A 26,172-nucleotide genomic window follows, 5' to 3' on the forward strand; every position below is an offset into this window, starting at 1 on the left:
TGGGCTACCATACGCCGTCAGAGCTATTTGATGCATTCCTCGATGAAGTTTATGCTAGTGAGTGTGTTTCCTGATTATGGTTGTTCAAATTCAACTTGCAATTTACCTTTATTAATTAAGCCGTATCGTAAAGGTAATCACACCGTCCTTATAGGATACGCCGAGCTTTCCTTTCAAAAGCTGGGCCAGCTCTTCTGCCATAGACAAGCCAATGCCATAGCCGGCTTTTTGACTGTTGTGGGACTCGTCGCCGCGGTAAAATCGCTCGAAAAAGTGAGAATAATCGATATTGGCTCCGTTGGCGTAGGTATTAGAAATAGCCACAAGAGCACCTTTCTGCTTTTTCGCCGGCGTCACCGAAACAGCAATCGTACCGCCGTCATCACAGTATTTTACAGCGTTGTCCATGAGGATATTGACGAGGGTATAGAGCCGCTTTGAGTCGGAGCGGACGACGACACCCGGCGCTATCTCCGTAGAAATCGTCTTTCCCGCCTCCTGGGCCACCATCTGGAACGACTCGGCGACAGACGCCGCAAGCTCCGATACGTTCACGTCTTCGATGACCAGTTCCTGCTTCTGCTCGTCCATCTTGGACAGCATGATGAGGTCGTTGATGAGCTTGGACAGCCTCTGGACCTGCTTTAAGATATTTTCCGTCCACTGACTCTTGCCGCTGATGAGCTCCAATGCTTCCGTATTGGCCGATATGATGGCAATGGGCGTCTTCAGCTCATGGCCGGCGTTGGTAATAAACCGCTTTTGGTTTTCCATATTGCGGATAAAGGGCTTAATGGCCAAGTTGCACAGCGCGGCCAAGATGACGACGTACAGGATGATGCAGCCCACGCCGAACCACAGGGAATAGCGCATAAAGGTCCTGACGGCGGCGACGTCGCGGGTACAGTCCATGATGACGATGAGGTAATCGCCGTCAGGCTGGGGTGTAATCATATAACCGTAGCTGGCCTTGTTTTTTTCGAAAAAGCCCTGCGGCTGGCCCTTGGCGACGGTCGTCCTGGCGTATTGTATCGCCTCTTCCTTCGTAAAGGCGGCAATGTTGGCGATATTGATGTCGCGGGCATAGCCTTCGTCGTCGACTAAGATGCTGAAATACCGAAGCTGATAGGAAAAATCCGGCGTATTCTGAGACCAGTCCGTCTCGCCGAACCAACTCGTTTCCTTCGGCGACGTATACAGGGGCACCTTGCCACCGTTTTGCGAAATGTACGACAAGATCGTCTCTACCTGCGCTTCCATGCGCATGTAGCTGATCGTATTGATAAGCCCCAGCGCGCCGGCTACGATGATGACGACGCCGACCGTCGCGACTAAAATAAACTTTCGCCGCAGCTTTTTGATCATGTCCATGAACGATGCACCGAACCTCTCCCGCTTACTCTCCTTCGCTTCTCGCAATCAGGGAAAAGGCCTTCCCCTTTTCCCCGGCAATTTGGATGTCGGCCTGAATGGCTTCTAATTTTTCCCGCAGGTACGACACGTATATCCAGACGATTTCTTCCGTCACGTCGTCTTCGTCCTTCCAGACGCGGGCGAAAATCGTCTCCGTCGGCAGCTCCTTGCCGGCGTTGAGCATAAAGAATTTCATGAGCCGCGTTTCCTTATTGCCCAGGCGGACGGAGCTTTTACAGGATAATTCCTGTTCCTCTACGTCCAGCTCGACGGCGCCGGCTGAAAGAGCCGACGGCGTAAAGGCCGAGCCGGAACGCCGCGTCATGGAGCGGATGCGGGCCAGCAGCTCGCCCATGGCGAAGGGCTTCGTCAGATAGTCGTCGGCGCCGGCGTCGAGGCCCGTAATCCTGTCGTCTACTTCGGCCTTTGCCGTCAGCATGATAACCGGCGTCGTGTCGCCGCTGCCGCGCAGCTCCTTCAGCGCGCTGACGCCGTCGAGCTTCGGCATCATGATGTCGAATATCATGCAGTCGTATACGCCGGACCGCCCCTTCTCCACAGCAGACAGACCGTCATACACAGCATCCACTTCATATCCGGAATGCTCCAATACGGCAACCAGGGCCATGGACATGGCTTTTTCGTCTTCTGCCAATAATAGTTTCATCGTCGTATACTCTCCTTTAATGGTCTGCGTGAATCAGATTCCGAATCGTCTGCATGGACAAGTCGCAGGCCGCCAGTTCGTCGGCGCAGCGCTTCAATTCCCGGACGATCATTTCGGGGTTCTTAATATCGTGCTTGTATTTCATCTGATGCTCCAAACTAGCCCAAGAATCCATGGCAATCGTCCGCAGCTGAATTTCTGCAAAAAAATGGCCGGGATTATTTCCTTCTACGTCTTCATAAGGAGCCTCGATATCGATAATCATATGATAACTGCGATAGCCGTTGGGCTTCACATTTTGGATGTAATCCTTTTCTTCCACGACGCAGACGCCCGGTATTGTCTTGATGGCTTCGATATTCCTGTAAATATCGTCGAGAAAGCAGCAGACGATGCGCAGTCCGATGGCGTCGCGAATGTCGTGCAGGGCGGAATAGGCCGTCTGCGGCAAGCCCTTGCGCAGGCATTTTTCCATCATGCTGTCCGGCGACTTGATGCGGTACAATAAATGCTCGTAAGCCGCTTCGCCGCTTTTTTCCTTGATGTCATCGCTGTAAGCCTGAATGCGTTCGACCAGCTCATCCATGACGCGCTGCAGAGACGGCCCGTAGGAACCATATATAGTCGATGTCCAATCCATGTGTTTCACCTGATTTCTATAAAAAGAATGTAGCACAGCTGTTTTTATATTATACCATAGGTCCGCCCAGTCCGTCCTGCCAAAAGAGAAAAGCGCATGGCCGCGCCGTATCGTACCGGCAGCGTCCATGCGCTCTGTATGCTGGTTGTATTATCGTTCCATAAAGGCCTTCAGCTGCTCCGGATAGGGCAGTCCTTCGTTGTCGCCGCGGCTCATGACCTGGATGGCGCCGATTGCCGTGCCGCGACGGACGGCTTCTTTCAAGGGCATGCCTTCCATGAGGGCCGTAATGACGCCGGCGGCAAAGCCGTCGCCTGCGCCGACCGTATCGACGACGGTTTCGACCTTAAAGCCAGGAACCATGTATTCCTCGTCTTTCGTCGAAACGAAGGCCCCGTCGCCGCCGCACTTTGTCACGACGGCTTTCGCGCCGTTCTGCAAATAAAATGCGTTGATTTCCTTCGGATCATCGCTGCCCATGAGGATCTTGCCTTCAGCTGTACCGGGCAGAACCATGTCGGCCTTAGCGGCCAGCCGGTTCAGCGTCTGCACCATGACGTCCTGGCTGGGCCAGAGCTGCGGGCGAAGGTTAGGGTCGAAGCTGATGAACAGTCCTGCTTCGCGGGCCTTATCGAACATGAGGTCGACAGCTTCCCGCGTCGAATCCGACAAAGCCGGCAAAATTCCCGTGACATGAAGGTGCGTATACTCGGAAAACTGAATTTTTTCCACGTCTTCGACAGACAAGGTCGACGCAGCGGAACCGGCGCGGAAATAGAAAATATCCGGGTCGCCTTCGCTGACGCGGCTTTTCAGCATAAAGCCCGTTTTTTTGTCGTCGCTCCACGTCACGAATTCGCTGCCGATGCCGTTGGCCGTCAGCACGTGAATAATGCGCTGTCCGAAGGGATCCTTCCCCAACTTCGTCATGTACGTAACGCGATGCCCCAGACGAGCCGCTCCTACGGCTACGTTGAATTCCGCCCCGGCAACGGCCAGGTCATAGCCGCTGACGCTGTCCAGAGAGCCTTCGCTCTGCGCGATGAGGAGCCCCATCGGTTCGCCCGCTAAAATTAATCCAGTCTTCATCACCTTCACACCTTTCGTCAGTATAGAATAGGCCGCAACGCAATAGATATTTTATGAAAGCGCTACCGCAAATAAAGCAAAAAATACTCTTGATTTCCTGATACGCTTCCCAGTGTGTTTCACACTAAAAAGCTGATGAACAAGCTCATTATATCTCATATTTATATCTTCCGCAATATATTTCACCATATAGTAAACGCATACATAGTACCGGTTTATTTACTCTAAGGCAACGATATTTGTGTTTCAATTGCGAAAGCGTTTACACACGATGTATTTCATTCAAAACAACACCTCGATGCCTTGCCGCGTAGAATTATAAAAAAATACCGCATGTTCCCGTACATACGATTCGGAACATGCGGTATTTGCATATATCAGCGGATTATCTGAATGGCCTGCCGCGCCATGACGGCATAGCCTGCTTCATTGGGGTGAACGCCGTCGGCGTACAGGTTCGTCTGGCCTTCTTGTTCTGCCTGCAGCATTGCGCCGTAAAAGTCGACGGCAGTGAAATGGTATTGTTGGGCCAGCTGCAGCAGCCATTGGCGGTGGCTGCGCAGGGCTTCGTTGTGACGGACTACGTCATGTCTTCCCTGCCAGCCGAACAGGGCGCTTTCCGCCTTAGTCAGGATGGGCACGCCGACGTACACAGCTTTTTTCTCGCGCTGAAAGAGGCAGGCGACGGCTTCCAGGTTTTGTCTTATCCGGTCCGGCGAAATATCCATGAGGATATCGTTGGAGCCGCCCATAAAGAAGAAGGCGTCGAACGAGTCCAGCTTCATGCGCTGGGCCCGGTACAGCATGCCGCCCGTCGTATCGCCGCACAGGCCTTCGTTGCAGACGGAAATCCCCTTTTCCTTCGCCAGTCTTGTCGTCCAGCGGCAGCCGCAGGCGACGTCATAGCCGTAGGTCAGGCTGTCGCCCAAACATAACAGCTTCATAGGCTCTTCCTTTCTCAGATCTTCATCTGCCGCAGCGAATCAACAGCCGCTTCCGTCGAAACCCAGGGAACAGGGAAGGTGCATCCCGCCTTTTCCAAATCGAGCTGGCAGGCGAATACCTGAGGAATGGCCGATTTATATATGTCGTGGTCGTACATATAGCGCAGCGTCGTTTCTACGTCGGCGTCGCAGACGATTTTCCCCTCGTCGAGGAGCACCAGACGGTTGGCGTACGGCAGTGCCGCTTCCAGAGAATGCTCGATGACCACGATAGTGTGGCCGTACTTGACGTTGAGTTCGTGGATGAGCTCATAAAAGGCGTGGGTGCCTTCCGGGTCGAGGGCCGACGTCGGTTCGTCGAACACGAGGATATCCGGGTTGGTCGCCAATACGCCGGCAATGACCAGCCGCTGGCGCTGGCCGCCGGACAAATTGCTGAGCGGACGATGGCGGTACGGCGTCATGCTGACCTTTTCCAGGGCTTCCGTAATGGCCGCTTCGATTTTTTCCGGCGCGACGCCTTTATTTTCCAGGCTGAAGGCGATTTCTTCTTCTACGGTCATGGCGACGAGCTGGCTGTCGTAATCGTCAAGCATCGCGCCGACGCGGCCGGCCAGATCGGAAATCGTCGTCTGGGTCGTAGCCTTGCCGTCGACGTATACCATGCCCTTCATGACGCCGCCGAAGTAATGGGGAATGGCGCCGGTCATGGCCATGCACAGGGAGCTCTTGCCGCTGCCGCTCTCGCCGGTCACGACGAGGAAGTCGCCCTTGTGCAGCACCATGGAAACGTCGTCCAGGACGGGCTGCTTCCGCTTATTGTAGATGTATGTCAGATGCTCGATGGAAATGAGCCCCTCCTGAGAGGGCTTTAAGTCGTACATGCTGTGGTCTGAAGCCACTTCCTGCTCTTCCAGCGAATCGAGGATGCCCCGGGCCACGAACAGCCGCAGGGCCGGGAAATACATGACCGGCGTGACGACGGCGTTCAGCAGGCCGATAACCACGACCAGGGGCAGCATGCCGGCGAAGTAGACGCTGTTTGGCAGGCCCATGACAATCTTCAAAATGGTGACGAAGATACCGCCGCTCATACAGGTCGCGGCAAAGCCGGTCAGCACGGGAAGGCACGAATGGCCTTTGATTTTTATAAACGACAGATTCTTTACGATAAACGTACAGGTCAGGGCGCCCATGGGCTCGCTGATGAGGTTGCCGTAGGGAAATCCCGATTTCGACGTCAGCACGTTGACTAGGGCGGCGACGAGGCCGATGCCCACGGCCTGCCGGTACGAGGGCTTGGTCAGGCAGATGGCGACGCAGTACGTGGCGATCGTCCAGTTCGGCGTAATGCCGCCGACGCTGGGCGATACGAGATGAAGTATCGTGCCGATGGCCAGCATGAGCGTCGTAATGGTAATCCAGCGGAACTGTCCGCCCTGGCGGTGGTGAAATTCCAACGCGGCAATATCTTCTACTTGTTTCATACCTGTTCCTCCTTATACCAATCCATGAAGCCGCATGTACACGACAACGCAGCTGACCGCCGCCATGACGGCCATGACGGCGTAATCCCTTCCCTTAGGCCGGACGTTGCTCATAAAGCTGTGCTCGCTGCTGCCGAAGCCGCGCAGCTCCAGGCTTAAAGCCATCGTTTCCGACCGTCCCAGGGACTTGAGCATGAGCGGCTGGATGACGCTCATATAGTGGATCATCTTCTTGACGACGTTGCCCTTCGTAGATAGGCCGCGGCAGGCCTGAGCCTCCTGAACGGCCTTGCTTTCGGCGATAAAATCGGGGACAAAGCGCAGGGCCGCCGTAAACATAAAGGCGTATTCATAGGGAATTTTTACCTGCTTGACCAGAGCCGCCGTCAAATCCTGCAGCCGCGTCGTCGTCAGCAAGATGATGAATACGACGGTCATGGCCATCATGCGCAGGCCTGTGATATACGCCGATTCGAGGGAACCGCCGCCGACGAGCTGGACCAGCCCGAGAAAGACGGCGAAGACGGCCAGGCTGCATACGGCCTTGAGATTGCGGCTCAGGCTGCCGCACATCGCCAGCAGCAACAGCTCCGCCGCCACGAGGACGACAAGAGGGGCCGTCGTGTTGATGACTAAGGCCCAAAAGGAAAAGGCAAAGGTGCCAATCAATTTTGTAATCGGTACAAATCGCTTCATCATCGGTTCCCTCCTATACGCCGCAGCATTTCTTCCGTAAATTCCTTCATCGACCGGCAGTATTTCATGCCCGGCACGGCCATGGACAAGGCCACCGACTCGGGCCGGCTCAGGCCTAAATCGTACAGGTCTTCGCGCTGCGTAAACAGCTCCTGCGGCGTGCCGTCAAAGGCCTTCGTATGGTTGCCGATGACGATAACCCGCTGGCAGTATTGGGCGAATATATCCATGTCATGAGAAATGATGAGGATGGTCATGCCCTGTTTATTCAAATCGGTCAGCAGCTCCATGAGCATTTTCTTATCGGCGCTGTCCTGCCCGCTCGTCGGTTCGTCCAAGATGATGCAGCTCGTGTGCATGGCAATGGCCGAGGCGATGGCTACGCGCTGCTTTTCGCCGCGGTTGAGGTTCGGCGGATAGGCCTTGGCCAAATGGGACAGGCCCGTCATGGTCAACGCCTCGGCGACGGCCGCTGCCGCCTCGTCCCGGCTCATGCCCAGCTGCTGCGGGCCGTAGGCCACTTCATCCTCGACGGTCGAGCGGAACATCTGCCGTTCAGGCCGCTGAAATACGTAGCCGATGTAGTGGCTGCGGGCCGACGCGTCGTCGTCATTGATGACTGCGCCGTCATGAAGGATTTCTCCCGATACGGGCTTTTCCAATCCCATGAGCAGGCGCGTCACCGTCGTCTTGCCGCAGCCGTTGCGGCCGCCCAGGCCGATGAACTCGCCCGGTCCGATTCGTATATTAATATGTTCTAATACGGGCACGCCGTTTCCATAATTAAAACAGACATCCTTAAACTCCAGCATTAGGTTTCCTCCTATGTATATGCACAAAAAAAGCCTTTCATCCCCTTGTGTTCAGGGACGAAAAGCTTATGTTACTGTTTCCGCGGTGCCACCCAAATTGGCTGTCTCCAGCCCAGCTCTACATGTACGGCCTATGCGATACACGCTTCTTTGATATCGGTGGAAATACACCGGCAGGCCCTACTAGTCGCCGTTCAGGCCGCGTCTCCCGAATCCATTCCATAGGCTGATCTGGGCCGAACTCCCACTGCCATCGGCTCGCTGCTCCTGTCGCTGCATATGTACTCGTTTCGTTCATAGACTTTATTTATAAAATTAATATAAGTATACCTGAAATTCGCCTCTTGTCAATACTAATACAGCTGCCGCAGAAAATCTGCCTCTGTCTTGGTTGACGATATAAAAAACGTTCGGTACTATATGAATAGATACCATATACATGCCCGCTCTCTGCCAGTGGTGTACTAAGGAGTTGATCTTCATGAAACGCAAGGCCTTTCAGGCTGCCCTGCCTTATACGCTGCCGATTTTCATAGGATTCCTGTTTATCGGACTCTCCTACGGCTTCCTTATGGCCAGCAAAGGCTTTTCCATCTTTTATCCAATCATCATGAGCATCGTCATCTTTGCCGGCGCGATGCAGTTTGTCGCAGTGTCGCTCCTGCTGTCAGCATTTCACCCGCTGTATGCTTTTCTGATGACTCTCATGGTCAATGCCCGCCATTTGTTCTACGGCATTTCTATGTTGGAAAAATACAAGGGAACAGGATGGAAAAAACCGTATCTTCTCTTTGGCCTCGGCGATGAAGCTTTCTCTATCAACTGCACCGTCGAACCGCCGGCCGGCGTAGACAAAAACTGGTTCCGATTCTTCGTCACCCTCCTGATTCACCTATATTGGATTGTCAGCACAGTTTTAGGGGCTGTACTGGGAGCATATATCCGCTTCGATACGACAGGCATTGATTTTGTCATGACCGCTTTATTCGTCGTCTTGTTCCTTGGACAGTGGGAACATAAAAGTGCGCGGCGCTCAGCTATAACCGGTATTGCCTGCACGCTGCTGGCACTGGCAATATTCGGCAGCAGCCAATTCGTTATCCCGGCTATGATACTCATCACCGGAATTTTGTTGTGGAAAAAGAATGTATATCTGACTAAGGAGGACCCCTTATGATTATGACACCCTTTGAAATGCTGCTGACCATTGGCGCTATCACCTTGGGGACAATGCTTACCCGGTTTCTTCCTTTCCTTATCTTTTCCAAAGGCAATCCGCCGGCCTTCATTTCCTATTTGGGCACTGTACTGCCTCCGGCAGCAGTTGGCCTGCTCGTCGTCTATTGCCTGAAGGACGCCGTGTTCACGTCCTATCATGCCCTGCCGGAACTCATCGCCATTGCGCTCATCGTTCTTCTTCATAAACGGCGGCACAGCATGTTTCTCAGCATCGGCGGCGGCACGGCTTTTTACATGTTCCTCGTCCAAGTCGTCTTTCGCTGACTCTATATGAATGCATAGAGACAGGTCATATTTCCTATAGGTTTTATGGCCTGTCTTGTGTTATAATGGGTGCTATGAATATTGCAGAAAGCAGTTTGAAAAGGTTAGAAAGGAGCTTTGATACATGAACGCAGTATTCGTAGACTTTGAAATGAACCCTATCGGACGGAGCCAGAAGGAAGCGCGCCGCATCTGCAAGGGAGAAATCATCGAAATAGGCGCCGTCAAGATCAACGAGGACGGCGAAGAAATAGGGTCGTATAAAGAATACGTCCGGCCGGAATACGCTACGGAAATGAACGCCACTTGTCAGGAGCTGACGGGTATCACCATGGAGATGCTCGCCGATGCGCCCCATTTCAGCCAGGCCTTCGCCCATTTCCTCAGCTGGTGCCGCGACTCGAACGGCAACGACTACGAAATGTACGCCTGGAGCGAAAACGACTGGCGGCAGCTGACCTGCGAAATGCGGCTGAAAAAGCTGGACATGGCCGACGAGGACATCCGCTGGATGCTCGACCACTGGCAGAACTTCCAGCAGATTTACTGCAACCTGCTGGGGCTGGACAACGTCATTTCCCTGGATAAGGCCGTCAGCACCCTGGGAGAAACCTTCGACGGCCAGATGCACGACGCCCTGTGGGACGCCCGCAATACGTCGAAGCTGTACGTCTTGTCCAAGAAGAAGGACGAGTTCCGCGACATCATGCAGCCGATTATCGACGCGACCAAACCGGCGGAACCGCTGACCTTCTCCCTGGCCGACGCCTTCCGCGCCGCCATCCGAAAATAATCATTGCAGAAAGAAAGGGATTTTACTTGAGCGAAGCAAGCTCTCGCATTCTCTATATTTTTCTCGACATCGTCCTGCCACTGGCCGTAGGCTACGCCTTAAAGCAGCGGCGTCTCATGTCGCCGTCCCAGTGCAATTTTCTCATCCGCTTCAACATCATCTGCGTCATGTCCGTCCTGGCCCTGCTCAGCATGTGGGTCCTGCCGCTGAAGCCCGACCTGTTGTCGCTGCCTTTCTTCGCGTTTTTCAACGCCTTCTTTCCCCTGGCTATCATCTTCCTGCTCCACCGGCAGCGGCGGTTTACCGACAAGATAGATAAGGGCAGCTACCTCATTTCGGCGATGCCCTCCAACACGACGGCCCTGGGCGGCCTGTGCGGCTACCTGCTGTACGGCGAAGTCGCCTTTGCCTACTCGCAGATCATCGGCGCGTTCCAGGGGCTGGTCATGTTCTTCGTCCTCTTCCCCATGGGCTACTATTACCACAACAGCGGGCAGACGACGAATATCCCGGCCTTCTTTAAGGCCAACTGGAAAAACATCTTCATCAACTGGAACCAGCTTTCTATTCTCGCCATCATCGCCGGCATCGTGCTGTACGTCTCCGGCGTACCGAGGCCGGCCGTGCTGGGGCAGATCTTTCAGGGCCTGGTCCATGTCAACGCCTGGGCGGCTCTGCTTCCCATCGGCTACCTCATCGATTTTTCCCATCTCAAGGTATACTGCAAGCCGACCCTCGACCTCATCCCCATCAAGATGATCCTGACGCCGGCTGCGTCGTACGTGCTGGCTCTGCAGTTTACGTCCGACCCGGTGCTGCTGGGCTCGCTGCTCATCATGATGGCTACGCCCTGTGCCATCAACGCCTTGGTGACGGCGCGGCTCTACGATTTGAACGTCAACCTGTCAATGGCCCCGTTCATTACGACGACGATTTTATATATTCTCATCTTATACCCGGCATTTTACCTCCTCGTGTCCCTGGGGTATCTGCCATTCAAATAAAAAGCGTATCCGCGCCGATTGGCCGGATACGCTTTCTTGCTTATGACGATAACGAAATGACGCAGGTTATTTTTCTGCCAGCACGGCGCTGCCGATAACGACCCGCAGGATTTCATTAGTTCCTTCACCGATTTCCATGAGCTTATTGTCGCGCAGGAGACGTTCTACGTTGTATTCCTTGCTGTAGCCGTTGCCGCCCAGGATCTGAATCGCGTCGAGGCAGATCTGCGTGGCGTGGGTAGAGGCCAGCAGCTTGGCTTCAGCCGCCAATTTCGAGCAGCGCGCTCCCGTGGCCTTTAAGGCCGCCGCGTCGTAGAGCATCAGGTTCATGGCATCGATATACATGGACATATTCGCCAGCTTAAAAGAAACGCCCTGGAACTTGGCGATAGGTTTGCCAAAGGCCGTGCGCTGCAGGGAGTATTCCTTGGCAATCTGCATGGCGTGCTCGGCAATGCCCGTAGAAATAGCGGCACAGCTGATGCGGCCGCCGTCCAGACCTTCCATGGCGTAGACGAAGCCCTTGCCTTCTTCGCCGAGGAGGGCGTCGGCAGGCAGCTTCATGTCGTCAAAGGTAAGGCCGTGCGTATCAGAGCTGCGCATGCCCATCTTGTCCTCTTCCTTATCGACAATCAACCCCGGCGTGCCGGCGTCGACCAGAAAAGCCGAGATGCCCTTGGCGCCCTTGTCCGGGTCGGTAATAGCCATGACGACGTAGTAGTCGGCAATGCCGGCATTGGTAATCCAGGCCTTGGAGCCCTTGACGACGTACGAGCCGTCAGCCTGCTTTTTAGCTCGGGTCCGCATGCCCGCCGCGTCGGAGCCCGAATCAGGTTCCGTCAGGGCAAAGGCAAATAATTTTCCGTCAGCAACGGCTGTCAGGTATTTCTCTTTCTGCCCGTCGCTGCCGTGGAGGCGAATCATATCGGCGCAGACCCAGCTGATTTCCATAGACATAGCAAATCCGGCGTCGGCCCGGGCCAATTCGTGCGTAATGACGGCGCATTCCACATCTCCCAGTCCGGCGCCGCCATAGGCTTCGGGAACGGGCGTCGCGTGCAGTCCCGTCGCGATGTACTTCTTGTACAATTCCGGATTCCATCCCGTTTCGTCCATCTGCTGGCTCAGCGGCGCGACTTCCTTTTGAGCGAAGGAGCGAACCAAATCCCGTACAGCCAATTGTTCTTCCGTAAAGTTGGATCCCATACCAAGACCTCCTTTTACCAAATCAAGTATATATTTAATTATACCAAAATATTTCAAATAAAATCCACGATTTCTCCTTAACTTCGCTTTTGACGTCAAAAAAGCCCCCGCCGCGAGAGGTGGAGAGTCCATAACTCGCAGCAGGAGCTTTCATGCTGTATAAAAGAGATGCTATTCTCTTACCGTTTGTTGCTGTAACGCCAAATCTTCATGTCGTCGGCTGCCTTAATCAGGTCTTCCCGGAAATCGGGATGAGCGATGCTGATCAGCTTTTCGGCACGTTCCCATGTGGACGAGCCCATGAGGTTGACCATGCCGTATTCCGTAGCTACCCAGTTGACCTGAGAGCGCGGGTCCGTGACGATCGTGCCGGGCAGGAGCGTCGGTTTGATGCGCGATTCGTCTTTGCCCGTCTTCTTATTGTGGAAGGTCGAGCGCAGGGCGATGATGCTCTTGCCGCCGCGGGAACGGTAGGCGCCGTCGGTGAAGTCCAGCTGTCCGCCGCTGCCGCTGATGTGATGCGTGCCCGACGATTCGGAGGAAATCTGGCCGAACAGGTCGATGTCCACGCAGTTGTTGATGGAAATGAAGTTGTCGAGCTGAGCGATAACGAAGGGATCGTTTACATAGTCGACGGGATATGCGGCGAGGAACGGGTTGTCGTCGATCCAGTCGTACATTTCCTGCGAGCCGAGGGCGAAGGCCCAAGAAGCCTTGTCGCGGTCTACAGCCTTCAATTTATTCGTCAGGCGGCCTTCTTTGTACATCAGGTAGAAGGCGTCGACGAGCATTTCCGTATGCATGCCCAGGTCCTTCAAATCCGATTCGGCGATCATAGCGCCTACCGTATTCGGCAAGCCGCCGACGCCGAGCTGCAGGGTTGCTCCATTCGGGATTTCTTTCACAATCATTTCAGCGATCTTCGTATCGATTTCGTCGCCCGTTTTAAAGGGAATGGTCGGCATGGGAATGGTGCCGGCTTCGACGATGGCCGCTACATCGGAAATATGGATCTGTTCGCCTCGTCCGCCGAGAGCGCGGGGCATCGCTTCGTTGACTTCTACGATGACCTTTTTCGCTTTTTTCGTAATGGCTTCGTTGGCGGAAATGTTCAGGCCGAAGTTAAAGAAGCCGTGTTTATCCATGGGAGCGACCGTAATCATCGCTACGTCTACGTCGAGGATATCGCGGTACATCGACGGTTCGTTGCGGTAGCACATGGGGATGAAGTTCATCAGCCCCTGGGCGCACATCTTGCGGTCATAGCCGCTCATATGCCAGTTCATAGCCGTGAAGGTTTCGCGGTTCGGGTCGACGGAAATAATTTCGCGCGGCGCAAAGGTAAAGGACATGCGTACTTTGACGTCCTTCAATTCTTCCTTGCGGCCGGCCAGGGCCTTGTCCAGCAAAATAGGCTGGGACGTAGCCATGCCGTAATCTACCCAATCGCCTGATTTAACGAGTTTTACTGCTTCTTCCGGCGTCGTCAGTTTCTGCCGGTACATATCTGTCCACTGGGACATTGTACTCACCATACCTTTCTAAGCGCTTGTTAATAAGTTCTGTATTTCACATAATAATTATAGAACGTTTAACGGTTTTATACAAGAAATTTTTTCAACTTTTCAATATATAAATCGCATAGCTTGGGTATCGAACTATTAGAAAGACCCTTGCGCACAGCTGCGCGCAAGGGCCCGTGAGGAGGGATTTATTCTTTTTTCGCTTCCTGCGCCTTGGCAATGATTTCGTCCATCAGCTTTTTAGGAACTTCTTCATAAGCGAAGAATTCCATGTTGAACGTACCTTTGCCCTGCGTCATGGAGCGAAGAACCGTGACGTAGCCTTTCATTTCCGACAGGGGAACCTGCGCCTTGACGACGATGATGCCCTTGCGGTTGCGGTGATGTTCCATCCCGAGGATGCGGCCGCGGCGGCTGCTGAAGTCGCCCATGATATCGCCCATGTATTCTTCCGGAACGACGACGTCTACGTTGTAGACCGGTTCCAGCAGTACCGGATTGGCTTCGGGAACGCCTTTCTTCAGCGCCAGGGCTGCCGCTACCTTAAAGGCCATTTCCGACGAATCGACGGAGTGGTACGAGCCGTCTTTCAGAGTAACCTTGATGTTGATCATGGGATAGCCGGCGATGAGGCCCTTTTCCAGCGTTTCCTTTACGCCCTTTTCAACGGCCGGAATATATTGTTTTGGTACGGCGCCGCCGAAGATGTCGTCGACAAATTCGAAGGATTCGCCGTTCGTAAGGGGTTCGATATCCAAGATGACGTGGCCGTACTGTCCGTGGCCGCCGCTCTGTTTCTTGTGCTTGCCTTCGGCCGTAGCCTTGCCCTTGATCGTTTCGCGATACGGAATATAGACATCCTGCAGCACGCCTTTAATGCCGTATTTCCGTTCCATCTTGGTCATGATATGGTCGAGGTGGACGTCGCCCATGCAGCGGACGATGAGCTGCTTGCCTTCTACGCTCTTTTCGACCTTGCAGGTCGGGTCTTCTTCACTGATGCGCAGCAGGGCGTTCATCAGCTTTTCTTCGTCGCCTTTCTTTTCCGGAACCATCGCTACCGTATGGAGCGGATTGGGGAAGCGGACCTGATCGTATACGACGGGCGATTCGGGCAGGGCGAAGGTATCGCCTGTGCGGGCGTACTGCAGCTTCGGCAATACGACGATATCGCCGGCGACGGCTTCCGTAACGGGAATCTGTTCCTTGCCGACCAGAGTAAAGAGCTTGCCTAATTTTTCATCCTTGTCCTGCGTAGCGTTGTACAGCTTGTCCCCTTCCTTGAGGGTGCCGGAGAAGACGCGGACGTAGCTCAGCTTGCCGGCGAAGGGATCGATGAGCGTCTTGAATACGAAGCCCGTAAAGGGTTTATTCGGATACACGACGACGGGTTCGCCCGTCTTCTTGTCTTCGCCCATCATGACCTTCTGCGAAGCAGCCGGCATGTAAGTAATAATGCGGCGAAGCAGTTCGGCCGTGCCGATATGGGAGTTGGCGCTGCCGCACATGACCGGGCAGACCCGGCCGGTCAGCATGCCCTGACGAAGGCCCTTGCGCAGTTCTTCCAGCGTAAGCTCTTCGCCTTCGAGGTATTTTTCCAGCAGTTCGTCGTCGCCTTCAGCGGCGGCTTCCATGCACATTTCCCGTACTTCGCGGGCTTTCGGCATATATTCGGGCGGAACCTTGATTTCTTCACATTTCCCGTTTTTCCATTCCCAGGCTACCATCTTGCACACGTCGATGATGCCGCGGAAATCCTTGCCTTCGCCGATAGGAATCTGCAGGGGCATGATGGATTTGCCGAAGACGGCGCGCATCTTTTCCAGGCAGCCGAAGAAATCGGCGTGTTCCACGTCCATCTTATTGACATAGAACATGCGGGGCAGCTTCAATTCTACACCGTAGTCCCAGGCCCGTTCCGTATCCATTTCTACGCCCGATTCGGCCGATACGACGAGCAAAATGCCGTCGCAGGCCCGCAGGGCGGCCCGTACTTCGCCGCAGAATTCCGAATAGCCCGGCGTGTCGATGAAGTTCATCTTGTAGCCTTCCCATTCGCAGGGAGCTATACCGAGCTGAATCGTAACGTTGCGCTTGATTTCTTCCGGTTCAAAGTCCATGATGTGCTTGTTGTCCTTGCCTACGCCGACGGCGTCGACGGCGCCGCAGGCCAGGAGCAACGATTCGACGACGGCCGTCTTGCCGGCGCCGTCATGGGAGAGCACAGCTACGTTGCGAATTTGTTCACTGGTATATTCTTTCATACATAAATCGCCTCCTATGAATCACGTTACTTATAGGATTCGTGACATAGAGGCGATTTTCCTTTTTTATATTATAATTTTTTCTAACTTATTTGCGAAATTTGCAAGACTATTGGTTCTCCATAGCCCGGCACACCAGAGATGCCATGAGTTCCGCGCCGATAGGCAGGCAGTCTTCATCTACGGCGAAACGCGAGTTATGCAGGGGATATACCGCATCGCCGGCCTTCGTCGCGCCGAGCCAGAAGAAGGCGCCGTCGCAGGCCTGCAAGTAGCCGGAAAAATCTTCCGCCGTCATGGCCGGTTCCTGCACGTCGGCCAGGGCATCCCGGCCAAAGCAGTCCGCCGCGACGGACGCGACGAAATCAGCCTGCCGCTGCGAATTGACTACGGCGGCATATCCCCGCTCGTAATGCAGCTCGCTCTCCGTGCCGTACATCGTATCCAGTCCCCGGAGCATGTTGCCCAGCTGCGCTTCGACCATGTCCTGAGCTTCTGCATGATAGGTCCGGCACGTCCCTTCCAGCTCTACTTCGCCGGCGACGATATTGTAGCGCGTGCCGCCGCTGATGCGGCCGAAGGTCAGCACTGCCGGATACAGCGGGTTAATCTGCCGGCTGATAATATCTTGGGCCGCCGTGATAAACTGCCCCGCCGCGACGATCGCGTCGACGCCCTTATGAGGCATGGCCGCATGACTGGATTTCCCCCGGATGACGATGCGGATATGGTCTGAGGCGGCCATCATCGGACCGGCCTTGACGCCGATCGTTCCCGTCGGCAGCGTCGGCCATACGTGAAGGCCGTATATGGCGTCAACGCCGTCGAGCACGCCCGCTTCGACCAGCCCCTTCGCGCCGCCGCGAGGCGATTTTTCCTCTGCCGGCTGGCAGATAAACACGACTGTCCCGGCCAGCTCGTCCCTCAATTCGCTGAGAACCTTTGCCGCCCCCAGCAAGATCGCCATATGGCCGTCATGGCCGCAGGCATGCATCTTACCCTCGCACTGAGACGCAAAAAGCAGGCCGGTCTGTTCTGTAATGGATAAGGCGTCCATATCGGCCCGCAGGGCAATAGTCGGCCCAGGCCGCTTCCCGGTCAGCGTACCGACGACACCATGGCCGCCGGCGACGCCTTCCTGTACGTCTACGCCGAAGCTGCGCAGCGTCTTCGCCATATAGGCCGCCGTGCGTTCCTCTTCATTGGAAATTTCCGGATATGCGTGAAGCTTCCGGCGCGCACAGCGCATATCTTCCGTACATTGTTTGACTAATTCCTTAATTCTATTCTGGTTAATCATGGCGATTCCCCCTCGCAACCTAAACTACCCCAGCCTGCATACGTCATATGTCGCGTTCAGGCATTCATAAATTGTGTTTTATTATACTATAAAATGTGTAAAAATACAAAGAAATTTTCTCCATTTCTGCAAATCTCTCTATATGCCCTGGCCGGTCTTTCCATTTATGGCGATACGGATTATAATGTAAGATGATATTTTATCTCAAAGGAGGATGCACATGAAAGCATTTGATATGGAACAAAGCGCATGGGCCCGTTTTTCCTCGGAAGAACGGCGTCGCATGGAAGAATACAGCGCGGCGTACCGCCGTTTTCTGGACACGGCCAGGACGGAACGGCTTGCCGCCAGAGAAATCATCCGTCAGGCTGAAGACGCAGGCTTTAAACCCTTGTCGGAATACACGGCCCTGAAGGCCGGCGACAAAGTATATTGGAACCAGAAAGGCAAGTCGGTCATCCTCGCCGTCGTCGGCTCCGAGCCGCTGGAACAAGGCATGAAAATCGTCGGCTCCCACATCGACTGCCCCCGCTTGGACTTGAAAGCCATGCCCGTCGTAGAAAAAAATAAAATCGTCTACTTCAAAACGCACTACTACGGCGGCGTCCTGAAATACCAGTGGGTCTGCATGCCCCTGTCCCTCGTCGGCGTCGTCTACACCGCCGACGGCCGTCAAATCGACATTTCCATCGGCGAAGACCCGGACGATCCCGTACTTTTCATCAACGACCTCCTGCCGCACCTCGGCAAGGACCAGGCCGCCAAGAAGCTGGGCGAAGCCATTACGGGCGAAATGCTCATGCCTCTCGTCGGCACGTACAGCGAAGAAGAAAAGACGAAGCCTCAGATTTTGGAATTGCTGCGGGAAAAATACGGCATTACGGAAGAAGACTTCACCAGCGCGGAACTGGAAATCATTCCGGCTCAGAAGAGCCGCGAAGTCGGCTTGGACCGGTCGCTCCTCATGTCCCACGGCCACGACGACCGCGTATGCTCCTACGGCAACCTGGCGGCGATCCTCAGCGCCGCTCCCGGAGCGAAGACCCAGGTCGCCCTCTTTGCCGATAAAGAAGAAATCGGCTCCGTCGGCAATACGGGCGTCCACTCGTCGTACTTCCTCGACTTTACGGCGGAAATGCTGGCCCTGCAGGGCCGTACGGAAGAGCTGTACCTGCGCCGGGCCCTGCGTAGCAGCGAAGTCCTGTCGGCCGACGTAGCGGCGGCCTTCGACCCGATCTTCCCCGAAGCCTACGAAGAAGCCAACTCGGCCAAATTAGGCTACGGCATCTGCCTGTGCAAGTACACAGGCGCCCGCGGCAAGGCAGGCAGCAACGACGCCAACGCCGAATTTTTGGCCAAGGTGCGCCGCATCTTCAATGACGCCAACGTCCCCTGGCAGGTCGGCGAGCTGGGCAAGGTCGACCAGGGCGGCGGCGGCACCATCGCCTATATCATGGCCAACTGGGGCTGCGACGTCGTCGACTGCGGCGTCGCCATGCACAGCATGCACGCGCCGCTGGAAATCGTAGCCAAAGCCGACGCCTACTGCGCCTATTTAGCCTACAAAGCCTTCTTTGAAAGCAAGTAACTCCATATAGTAAAAACGGACAAAACCTGCCGACGATCTGCAGCAGGCGTTGTCCGTTTTTTTGTTGGATGTCAGATTATGATAAAGGTCTTCCTTAATCGAATGCAATACGAGCCCGACGCGGGGATTCGGTCATATAAGTCCTTTATTCACGAGTTTGACGCCAACGGCTAGGGCTTGCAAAAATTGATGGAATCACTATACTATAAGCATGCGCAGCTGCGTTCAGAAAGAAGGATGATATATATGATTACCAAAATAAAATCGTTGGCGGCGGCCTGCCTGCTTGCCGCCGTCGCCTGCACTGCACCGGTCCAGGCCTTTCCGTCCCACTCCATGCCCTATGCGGCAGGCTACAGCCTCATCGTCGGTACCTGGCAGGGCCGCTACGGCCGGGAGCTGTCCATTTCCATGGACGACGTCGACGGCGTGCCGTACAGCATACACAACGTCACGAACGACGGGTTCACTACGGTGGTCCGCATCATATTAGACGACGACCGGCACACGATGCTCACCTTTTCGTTCCCCAACGGCAACTACAACTACGTCATGATGAACAACGCGACGACAGGTCGGTTTGCCGACGCCATGGATTTTACACGGCAAAGCAGCTTTTCTCATTGACAATCTCAATTCCATCCAGTATAATTCTGGATGTACTTTAAGGGAGTAATCAGTACATCCGGCATGTATAGTAGTATCGACATACTGGCCTCAAGGCCCGGTGCTATTTGAAATGATGAGACTTAAAGGCAGTATTTGCGCTGCCTTTAGGTCTTTTTTATTTGCCGTCATATGAAATCGCATAGGAGAGATGACCATGAATGGATTGGAATTGTTGTTACTGGCCCTGGGCCTGTCCATGGACGCCTTCGCCGTGTCGGTCTGCAAGGGATTATCACTGGGGAGCATCTGCTGGAAGCACATGGCCCTTGCCGGCTTGTGGTTCGGCGGCTTTCAGGCCCTGATGCCTACGGCAGGCTATTATTTGGGAACGTTTTTTACCGATATAATTACATCGTACAATTATTGGATCGCCTTTGTGCTGCTAACCTTAATCGGAGCCAATATGATCAAGGAATCCTTCGAAGAGGAAGACTGTCCCGACGCGAACATGGCCGTGCCGGCTATGTTCGCCTTGGCCGTCGCGACGAGCATCGATGCGTTAGCCGTCGGCGTCACCTTCGCCTTCATGAACGTATCGATTATACCGGCCGCCCTGTCTATCGGCTGCGTCACCTTCGCCTGTTCCGCCGTCGGCGTAAAAGCCGGCAGCCTGTTCGGACTTAAATATAAATCCAAGGCGGAGAGAGTCGGCGGGGCCGTCCTGATTCTCATCGGCTTAAAAATCCTCCTGGAAGGACTGCAAATTTTATAAGGCTTCATATAAAAACTGCCGCTAAGTACAGCATAACTGTTGCTTAGCGGCAGTTTTTATATTATGTAGTTTCTTCCGTACGCTGTTCAGCCGTTTCTTCCGGCTTAGGCGTTTTCTTCTTTTTCCGCGGGTTATACCGGTTCATGCCAACGTCGACGCCGACCTTCAGGCAGCCTTCAATAGCGGCGGCTGTCGCCTTCAGGCCTTCCTCGTATTCCGGCAGCATGTCTTCCGGAAACGGAGTCAGCACGTGGTCGATGACATCGCGGTGCGGCAAAGGCCGGCCGATGCCGACGCGAAAGCGAATGAAATCGCGGCAGCCGTTGGCAAAGAGGCTCTTGATGCCGTTATGGCCGCCGTCGCTGCCGTTCTTGCGGATGCGGAGACGGCCTACGGGCAAATCCATGTCATCGTAGACGACGTAGACGTCGACCTGCTCCAGCTTATACCAGCGCATGAGGGGCCCTACGGCCTGGCCGCTGTTGTTCATATAAGTCTGCGGCTTGACGAGGATGACCTTTTCCCCGTCAACGTCAGCCTGGGCGACCTGGGCGTCCATCCGGTTCTGCCATAGCGTCACGTTCCAGCGCTTCGCCAGCTCGTCGACGACGCGGAAACCCGTATTGTGTTTTGACGTTTCGTATTCTCGGCCAGGATTTCCCAGGCCAACAATCATATGCACGTGACTACCCTTATTTGTCGAAGAGCTTGCTTACCGATACTTCATGGAAAATGCGCATGATGGCTTCCCCTAAGAGCGGCGCGACGGATAAGACCTTGATCTTGTCGATTTTCTTTTCGTCGGGCAGAGGAATCGTATTGGTAATGATCAGCTCGGAAATAACGGAATCCTGAATGCGCTGTACAGCCGGGTCGGTCAGTACGGCATGGGCACAGGCCGCATATACGCGGGCCGCTCCCATATCTTTCAGGGCTTTGGCGCCACCGCACAGGGAGCCTGCCGTATCGACGATGTCGTCGATGAGGATGCAGGTCTTGCCTTTAATATCGCCGATGATGTTCATGACTTCGGCTACGCCGGGACGGGGACGGCGTTTTTCAATAATAGCGATAGGAGCGTTGATACGGTCGGCTAAATCGCGGGCCCGCGTAACGCCGCCGAGGTCGGGAGATACGACGACGATGTCGCCCAAGTCGATTTCCGATTTTTTCTGATTCAAGTATTTGGCAATAATCGACGCCGAGCCGAGGTGGTCTACAGGGATGTCGAAGAAGCCCTGAATCTGGCCGGCATGAAGGTCCATCGTGACGACGCGGGTAATGCCGGCGACGGACATGAGGTCGGCGACCAACTTGGACGTAATCGGTTCGCGGCCCCGGGTCTTGCGGTCCTGGCGAGCATAGCCATAGTAAGGAACGACGGCCGTAATGTGTTTTGCCGAAGCGCGCTTGAAGGCGTCAGCCATGATGAGCAGTTCCATAATCGTGTCGTTGGCCGGCTGGCATGTCGGCTGTACGATAAATACGTCCTTGCCGCGAACGCTTTCGTCGATCATAATTTGGATTTCGCCGTTGTTGAACTTGCCGACGAAGGCCTTGCCAAGTTCCAGGCCTAAATAATCGGCGATTTCCTTAGCCAGCTTCGGATTGGCGTTGCCAGTAAAAATTTTCAGCTTTTTCCCGTCTTCGTAACTCATTTGTTGAGCCTCCTAAAATAAATTTATGATTTCTATACTAGGTAAATGGGTATATGCTATTTCTTATACGTATCGTCTTTGACCCAGCCTTCGATGTTGCGTTGCTTAGCCCGGGCGACAGACAAAGACTTCGGCGGCACGTTTTTCGTAATCGTCGAGCCTGCGCCGACATAGGCGTACTCGCCGACGGTGACCGGCGATACAAGATTGCTGTTGCAGCCTACGAAGGCGTGGTCGCAAATTGTCGTGCGGTGCTTTTCCTTGCCGTCGTAGTTGACCGTGATGGTGCCGCAGCCGATATTGACGCCGCAGCCGACGTCGCTGTCGCCGATATAGCTTAAGTGGGGCAGCTTCGTGCCGTCGCCGACGGTGGAGTTCTTGACTTCCATGTAGTTGCCGACCTTGACGTCGTTGCCGATGACCGTATTGGGCCGGAAGTGGACGAAGGGTCCGATTTCGCAGCCGTTTTTAATTTCGCAGTCGTGGGCGTACGTAAACTGAAGGTGGTCTCCGCTGCCCATGACGACGTTCGTCATGCGGACGTACGGGCCGACCTGGCAGTTTTCGCCGATGACGGTGCTGCCTTCCAGGATCGTTCCCGGATACAGGACCGTATCGCGGCCTACGGAAACGGTCGTATCGACGTAGGTGTTATTGGGGTCGATGACCGTCACGCCGTCCGTCATGAGCTGTTCCAGCTTGCGGCGGCGCAGCACCTGCTCGGCTTCGGCCATCTGCAGGCGCGAGTTGACGCCCAGCGTTTCTTTATAATCCGGCGCGGCGAAGGCGCTGACAACCTTGCCGGCATCGACGAGCATGCCGATGATATCGGTCAGGTAATACTCGCCCTGGGCGTTGTTGTTCGTCACGTTATGAAGCATCTGCCACAGGAGCTCCATGTCGAAGCAGTAAATACCGGCGTTGACTTCGCGCACGGCTAATTCCTCCGGCGAGCCGTCCTTCTGCTCGACAATCTTGACGACCTGTCCCTTTTCATTGCGGATAACCCGGCCGTAGCCTGTCGGGTCGGGCATGACCGCCGTCAGTACCGTAGCGGCCGCCTGTGTGGCTTCATGATGGGCCAGCAGGCTGCGGAAGGTGTCTTCCGTTACCAAAGGCGTATCGCCGCACGTCACGAGCAGCGTGCCCGAAAGGCCGGACAACAGCGGTTCTGCCTGCATGACGGCATGGCCCGTTCCCAGCTGCTGTTCCTGTACGACAGTTTCCGCCCTGTCGCCCAGATATTCCTGCACGGCTTCGCCGCCGAAGCCGACGACGACGACCTGCCGCTGCGTTCCCGCCGCTTTAACGGCCCGCAGCACCTGTTCCACCATCGGCACGCCGCCGACCTTATGCAGAACTTTAGGCATGCTGGATTTCATCCTCGTTCCTTTTCCGGCAGCTAAAATAAGTGCAATAATGTCTTTCATTCAGTATTAGCCTCCCTGAAACAAATAACTGTCATGTCCTTTTCAGAATAACACAAATAGCACGGAAAATACATACTTTTTTGCAAAAAACAGGGGGAATTTCGACGATTTCCGCCGTGAAAACAAAAGGGAGAGGCCGAAACCTCTCCGCTTTTCTTTTTTACTCAGTTAATCTGCCGCTTACAGCACGTATACGACGACTTCTCTTCTACCGAAATTCAGGGCCTCCGTAATGGAGTCCATGGCCAAGTCGATGCGGTTGCCCACGATAGAGCCGCCCGTATCTTCAGCCGTCGCGTAGCCGTACCCTTCGATGTACAGCTGCGAGCCTAACGGAATGACATCCGGGTCTACGGACACCATGCCGCGGCGCAGGCGCAGGCCCGTCGCCGTAAAACCGCTGTTGCCGGGATCGTCGGCCGTGTAAGCCGATGCGTCCATCACGATACGCCGCTGGTAGGAGCCAACCCCTTCTTCGGCAGGGGCTTCGCGTCCACTGGCTTCTGAAAGAGCCGCCATGGTCTGCGAACCGACAATGCCATCTACATCTAACCCGTAGTCGGCCTGAAAACGCTTTACGGCGTCTTCCGTCGCGCTGCCGAAAATTCCGTCGGCGCCGCCGGCCAAATACCCGGTATCCATGAGCATGTATTGTACGCTCTGTACTGCAGAGCCGTTCATTCCCATTTCGACTTTTGCACAAACCAGTGAGGAACATGCAAAAACAAATATGAGCGTCAATAGAATCAGTATACGGTTCTTCAAACAACCACCTCTTTGAAATATCCATACCTAAACATCAACTTTCAGAAAAAATTATACCAAAGATTGAAGGATAAGTCAAAAAAACAAATCTTTATGCGTTATTTTTCACAACTTTATACGCGATGCTATCCGCATTTGTTTTCTCTTAGCTCAATAAATTCATACTTTCTGCTTATATTTTTAAGACCTGGTATTATTTTTTATAATTATTATGCAAAACTACACTGTTTCCACTTCTACAAGACAGCGGACGGCTTCCGCACTTTCTACCGAGTCGGTAAGGACGTATAAATAGTCGCCGGCCTGCAGGCGGATGTCCATGCCGGGAAGTACGTCGCCGCTGCTGCGCTTAATATCGACGAGGACGACGTGGCTGGGCCAGGCGATGCGCCCCACGTATTTGCCGTCTACGGCGCTGCCGCTGGCCACGGTCAGCTCCAGCAGATGGCGCCGCTCCGACGCCAGGATCTCCGGCCGGTGAGCCGCCAAAATCCGCTGCAGCAGCGCTTCGTAAATCGGCTGGCCGCCGCAGACCTGGGCGACGACGAGGGCCACGAGGGATGCCGTGCACAAGACGAGCAAATGCTCGTACGAAGCCGTCATTTCCATGATGAGGATCGTGCCCGTAACGGGAGACTGGACGGAGGCCGAGAAAAACGCCGCCATCGACAGGATGACGATATTCGACAAGTATTCCGGGCCGACGACGCCCAGCTGTATCAGGACGATGCCGACGACGCTGCCCGTGAGAGCGCCCAGTACGAGCATGGGCAGGAAAAATCCGCCCGGCGCGCCGCAGCCGTAGCTGACCAGGGTAAACAAAAACTTTCCGATGAGCAAGGCCGCAAAGAGGGACAAGGACAGAGGCAGCGTATGAAGGCTGTTGATCAATTCGTTGCCGCCGCCCAGTACTTGCGGGAACACATATCCCAATACGCCGGCCGCCGCGAGGGCAAAGGCAAACTTTCCATACCCGCGAAAGCAGGGTAGGCTGTAAAAGCGCGGAATATTCAGCAGCCCCTTGTTGAAGACAATGCCGGCGAGTCCGGCGGCTATGCCGACGACGACGGCGATCCAGATATACTGCAGCGGCAGGACCGGTACCGTCCCGAACTCAAAAATCGGCGCGCGGCCAAAGGCAAGACGGCTGACCATCGTCGCCAGCAGGGCCGCGGCCATGGCCGGCGCCAGGACGACGCCGGAAAAATTGCGGTGCAGCTCTTCCAGGGCAAACATGACGCCGGCTAAGGGCGCGTTAAAGGCAGCAGCCAAACCGGCGCTGGCCCCTGCCGTCAGGAGGTATCGCTCTTCAATGCGGAACCGGCCGAGATTCCGGCTGATGCCCTGGGCCGTTACGGCCCCAATCTGGATAGACGGCCCTTCCCGTCCCAGGGATAATCCCAAGCCGATGCCGACAATGCCGCCGACGAGCTTTACCCATAAGATGCGCAGCCAGCGCAGGCGGATAACGCCTAAAATGACGCCTTTGACCTGGGGAATGCCGCTGCCGCCGGCATTGGGCTCATAGGCGCTGAACCGCCATAGCATGTAGGCCGCACCGAAGAGCAGCGCGAACCAAAGGCCGTTTTCCAGCCATCCACCCGGCAGGAGCACCGCCTCGTACATGTATTCCCGCACGCGCGTCCCCGCATCCAGCGCCCATCGGAAAAAGCTGATAATGACGCCGGACACGACGCCGACCAGCGCCCCTTCGGCAAAAAGGCGCAGGCGAAACCGCGGCCAATGGCTCAGCGCATCCAAGGCCGACGCGACTTGTCTGTTAATATGCATATCCTGTCACTCCCCGCATGTTTTGACGATATTATACCATAGGAAGTCAAATTGCGACACACGGCAGCGTCGGCCTATTGTCACCGCATGGACGGCTATTGTTACAGTTCTTTAAATTTTACGATTTTCATATTGCCTTTTAAGCGCCGACTCTTTATATTTATAGTAAAGATTTATCTGACTAAAGTACCGAATCATGCATACTATTTATGTATTAT

General features: G+C 54.8%; 24 protein-coding genes. 7 read left to right on the top strand and 17 right to left on the bottom strand.

Annotated elements, in window-relative coordinates; translation table 11 throughout:
• Positions 1-111: 111 nt before the first annotated feature.
• The 8 genes from B5F80_RS04120 to B5F80_RS04155 form a co-directional block, all read right to left on the bottom strand.
• Positions 112-1,371: a HAMP domain-containing sensor histidine kinase gene (locus tag B5F80_RS04120; RefSeq protein WP_087477561.1), complete on the bottom strand. Its 1,260-nt coding sequence runs from the start codon at positions 1,369-1,371 to the stop codon at positions 112-114.
• Between the two features lie 25 nt (positions 1,372-1,396).
• Positions 1,397-2,080, bottom strand: coding sequence for a response regulator transcription factor (locus B5F80_RS04125; RefSeq protein ID WP_087477562.1), 684 nt, complete (start codon positions 2,078-2,080; stop codon positions 1,397-1,399).
• Positions 2,081-2,096: 16 nt separating this feature from the next.
• Positions 2,097-2,720, bottom strand: a complete 624-nt coding sequence (locus tag B5F80_RS04130) for a GTP pyrophosphokinase (RefSeq protein WP_087477563.1) — start codon at positions 2,718-2,720, stop codon at positions 2,097-2,099.
• A 150-nt stretch (positions 2,721-2,870) separates the two neighbouring features.
• Positions 2,871-3,809, bottom strand: a complete 939-nt coding sequence (locus B5F80_RS04135) for a sugar kinase (protein WP_168060285.1) — start codon at positions 3,807-3,809, stop codon at positions 2,871-2,873.
• Between the two features lie 377 nt (positions 3,810-4,186).
• Positions 4,187-4,753 carry a GDSL-type esterase/lipase family protein gene (locus tag B5F80_RS04140; protein WP_087477564.1) on the bottom strand — a complete coding sequence of 189 codons (567 nt, stop codon included), beginning with the start codon at positions 4,751-4,753 and terminating at the stop codon, positions 4,187-4,189.
• A 14-nt stretch (positions 4,754-4,767) separates the two neighbouring features.
• Positions 4,768-6,240: a tryptophan transporter gene (locus tag B5F80_RS04145; RefSeq protein ID WP_087477565.1), complete on the bottom strand. Its 1,473-nt coding sequence runs from the start codon at positions 6,238-6,240 to the stop codon at positions 4,768-4,770.
• Between the two features lie 12 nt (positions 6,241-6,252).
• Positions 6,253-6,936, bottom strand: a complete 684-nt coding sequence (locus B5F80_RS04150) for an energy-coupling factor transporter transmembrane component T (RefSeq protein WP_162860325.1) — start codon at positions 6,934-6,936, stop codon at positions 6,253-6,255.
• Positions 6,936-7,748, bottom strand: coding sequence for an energy-coupling factor ABC transporter ATP-binding protein (locus tag B5F80_RS04155; RefSeq protein WP_087477567.1), 813 nt, complete (start codon positions 7,746-7,748; stop codon positions 6,936-6,938). Before B5F80_RS04155 ends, B5F80_RS04150 begins: the two co-directional genes overlap by 1 nt.
• Positions 7,749-8,229: 481 nt before the next feature.
• Between B5F80_RS04155 and B5F80_RS04160 the strand changes: the two genes are divergently transcribed.
• The 4 genes from B5F80_RS04160 to B5F80_RS04175 all read left to right on the top strand — a co-directional run bounded on the left by B5F80_RS04160 (position 8,230) and on the right by B5F80_RS04175 (position 11,048).
• Positions 8,230-8,925 carry an AzlC family ABC transporter permease gene (locus tag B5F80_RS04160; protein WP_087477568.1) on the top strand — a complete coding sequence of 232 codons (696 nt, stop codon included), beginning with the start codon at positions 8,230-8,232 and terminating at the stop codon, positions 8,923-8,925.
• Positions 8,922-9,251 (top strand): AzlD domain-containing protein, encoded by a 330-nt coding sequence (locus B5F80_RS04165; RefSeq protein WP_204246342.1) that lies wholly within the window; start codon positions 8,922-8,924, stop codon positions 9,249-9,251. Before B5F80_RS04160 ends, B5F80_RS04165 begins: the two co-directional genes overlap by 4 nt.
• A gap of 124 nt (positions 9,252-9,375) precedes the next feature.
• Complete coding sequence (locus tag B5F80_RS04170; RefSeq protein ID WP_087477569.1) at positions 9,376-10,044, top strand: 3'-5' exonuclease; 669 nt, start codon at positions 9,376-9,378, stop codon at positions 10,042-10,044.
• Between the two features lie 26 nt (positions 10,045-10,070).
• Positions 10,071-11,048: a hypothetical protein gene (locus B5F80_RS04175; RefSeq protein WP_087477570.1), complete on the top strand. Its 978-nt coding sequence runs from the start codon at positions 10,071-10,073 to the stop codon at positions 11,046-11,048.
• A gap of 66 nt (positions 11,049-11,114) precedes the next feature.
• Here B5F80_RS04175 and B5F80_RS04180 read toward each other — a convergent pair whose 3' ends face one another.
• The 4 genes from B5F80_RS04180 to B5F80_RS04195 form a co-directional block, all read right to left on the bottom strand.
• Positions 11,115-12,254, bottom strand: coding sequence for an acyl-CoA dehydrogenase family protein (locus tag B5F80_RS04180; protein ID WP_087477571.1), 1,140 nt, complete (start codon positions 12,252-12,254; stop codon positions 11,115-11,117).
• 179 nt (positions 12,255-12,433) lie between these two features.
• Positions 12,434-13,789 (bottom strand): acetyl-CoA hydrolase/transferase C-terminal domain-containing protein, encoded by a 1,356-nt coding sequence (locus tag B5F80_RS04185; RefSeq protein WP_317239272.1) that lies wholly within the window; start codon positions 13,787-13,789, stop codon positions 12,434-12,436.
• 176 nt (positions 13,790-13,965) lie between these two features.
• Positions 13,966-16,041, bottom strand: a complete 2,076-nt coding sequence (fusA, locus tag B5F80_RS04190) for an elongation factor G (protein ID WP_087477573.1) — start codon at positions 16,039-16,041, stop codon at positions 13,966-13,968.
• Between the two features lie 109 nt (positions 16,042-16,150).
• Positions 16,151-17,341 carry an amidohydrolase gene (locus B5F80_RS04195; protein WP_087477574.1) on the bottom strand — a complete coding sequence of 397 codons (1,191 nt, stop codon included), beginning with the start codon at positions 17,339-17,341 and terminating at the stop codon, positions 16,151-16,153.
• Positions 17,342-17,561: 220 nt separating this feature from the next.
• Here B5F80_RS04195 and B5F80_RS04200 point away from each other — a divergent pair, with 220 nt between their 5' ends.
• The 3 genes from B5F80_RS04200 to B5F80_RS04210 all read left to right on the top strand — a co-directional run bounded on the left by B5F80_RS04200 (position 17,562) and on the right by B5F80_RS04210 (position 20,310).
• Entirely contained in the window at positions 17,562-18,929 is a 1,368-nt protein-coding gene (locus tag B5F80_RS04200) for an aminopeptidase (protein WP_087477575.1), read from the top strand.
• A 246-nt stretch (positions 18,930-19,175) separates the two neighbouring features.
• Positions 19,176-19,556, top strand: coding sequence for a hypothetical protein (locus B5F80_RS04205; RefSeq protein WP_087477576.1), 381 nt, complete (start codon positions 19,176-19,178; stop codon positions 19,554-19,556).
• Between the two features lie 196 nt (positions 19,557-19,752).
• Complete coding sequence (locus B5F80_RS04210; RefSeq protein ID WP_087477577.1) at positions 19,753-20,310, top strand: manganese efflux pump MntP family protein; 558 nt, start codon at positions 19,753-19,755, stop codon at positions 20,308-20,310.
• A 61-nt stretch (positions 20,311-20,371) separates the two neighbouring features.
• Here the strand turns inward: B5F80_RS04210 and pth are convergent, their stop codons facing one another.
• The 5 genes from pth to B5F80_RS04235 all read right to left on the bottom strand — a co-directional run bounded on the left by pth (position 20,372) and on the right by B5F80_RS04235 (position 25,954).
• Positions 20,372-20,986, bottom strand: a complete 615-nt coding sequence (gene pth, locus B5F80_RS04215) for an aminoacyl-tRNA hydrolase (protein ID WP_087477578.1) — start codon at positions 20,984-20,986, stop codon at positions 20,372-20,374.
• Between the two features lie 16 nt (positions 20,987-21,002).
• On the bottom strand, positions 21,003-21,968 hold the full coding sequence (locus B5F80_RS04220) for a ribose-phosphate pyrophosphokinase (protein ID WP_087477579.1): 966 nt from the start codon (positions 21,966-21,968) through the stop codon (positions 21,003-21,005).
• A gap of 56 nt (positions 21,969-22,024) precedes the next feature.
• Positions 22,025-23,398, bottom strand: a complete 1,374-nt coding sequence (gene glmU, locus B5F80_RS04225) for a bifunctional UDP-N-acetylglucosamine diphosphorylase/glucosamine-1-phosphate N-acetyltransferase GlmU (RefSeq protein ID WP_087477580.1) — start codon at positions 23,396-23,398, stop codon at positions 22,025-22,027.
• Between the two features lie 180 nt (positions 23,399-23,578).
• Positions 23,579-24,163, bottom strand: a complete 585-nt coding sequence (locus B5F80_RS04230; protein WP_232818806.1) for a peptidoglycan-binding protein — start codon at positions 24,161-24,163, stop codon at positions 23,579-23,581.
• A 219-nt stretch (positions 24,164-24,382) separates the two neighbouring features.
• On the bottom strand, positions 24,383-25,954 hold the full coding sequence (locus tag B5F80_RS04235; RefSeq protein WP_087477582.1) for a ClC family H(+)/Cl(-) exchange transporter: 1,572 nt from the start codon (positions 25,952-25,954) through the stop codon (positions 24,383-24,385).
• Positions 25,955-26,172 lie beyond the last annotated feature (218 nt).

This window comes from Megasphaera sp. An286 (genome assembly GCF_002163455.1).
Classification (GTDB): Bacteria; Bacillota; Negativicutes; order Veillonellales; family Megasphaeraceae; genus Megasphaera; species Megasphaera stantonii.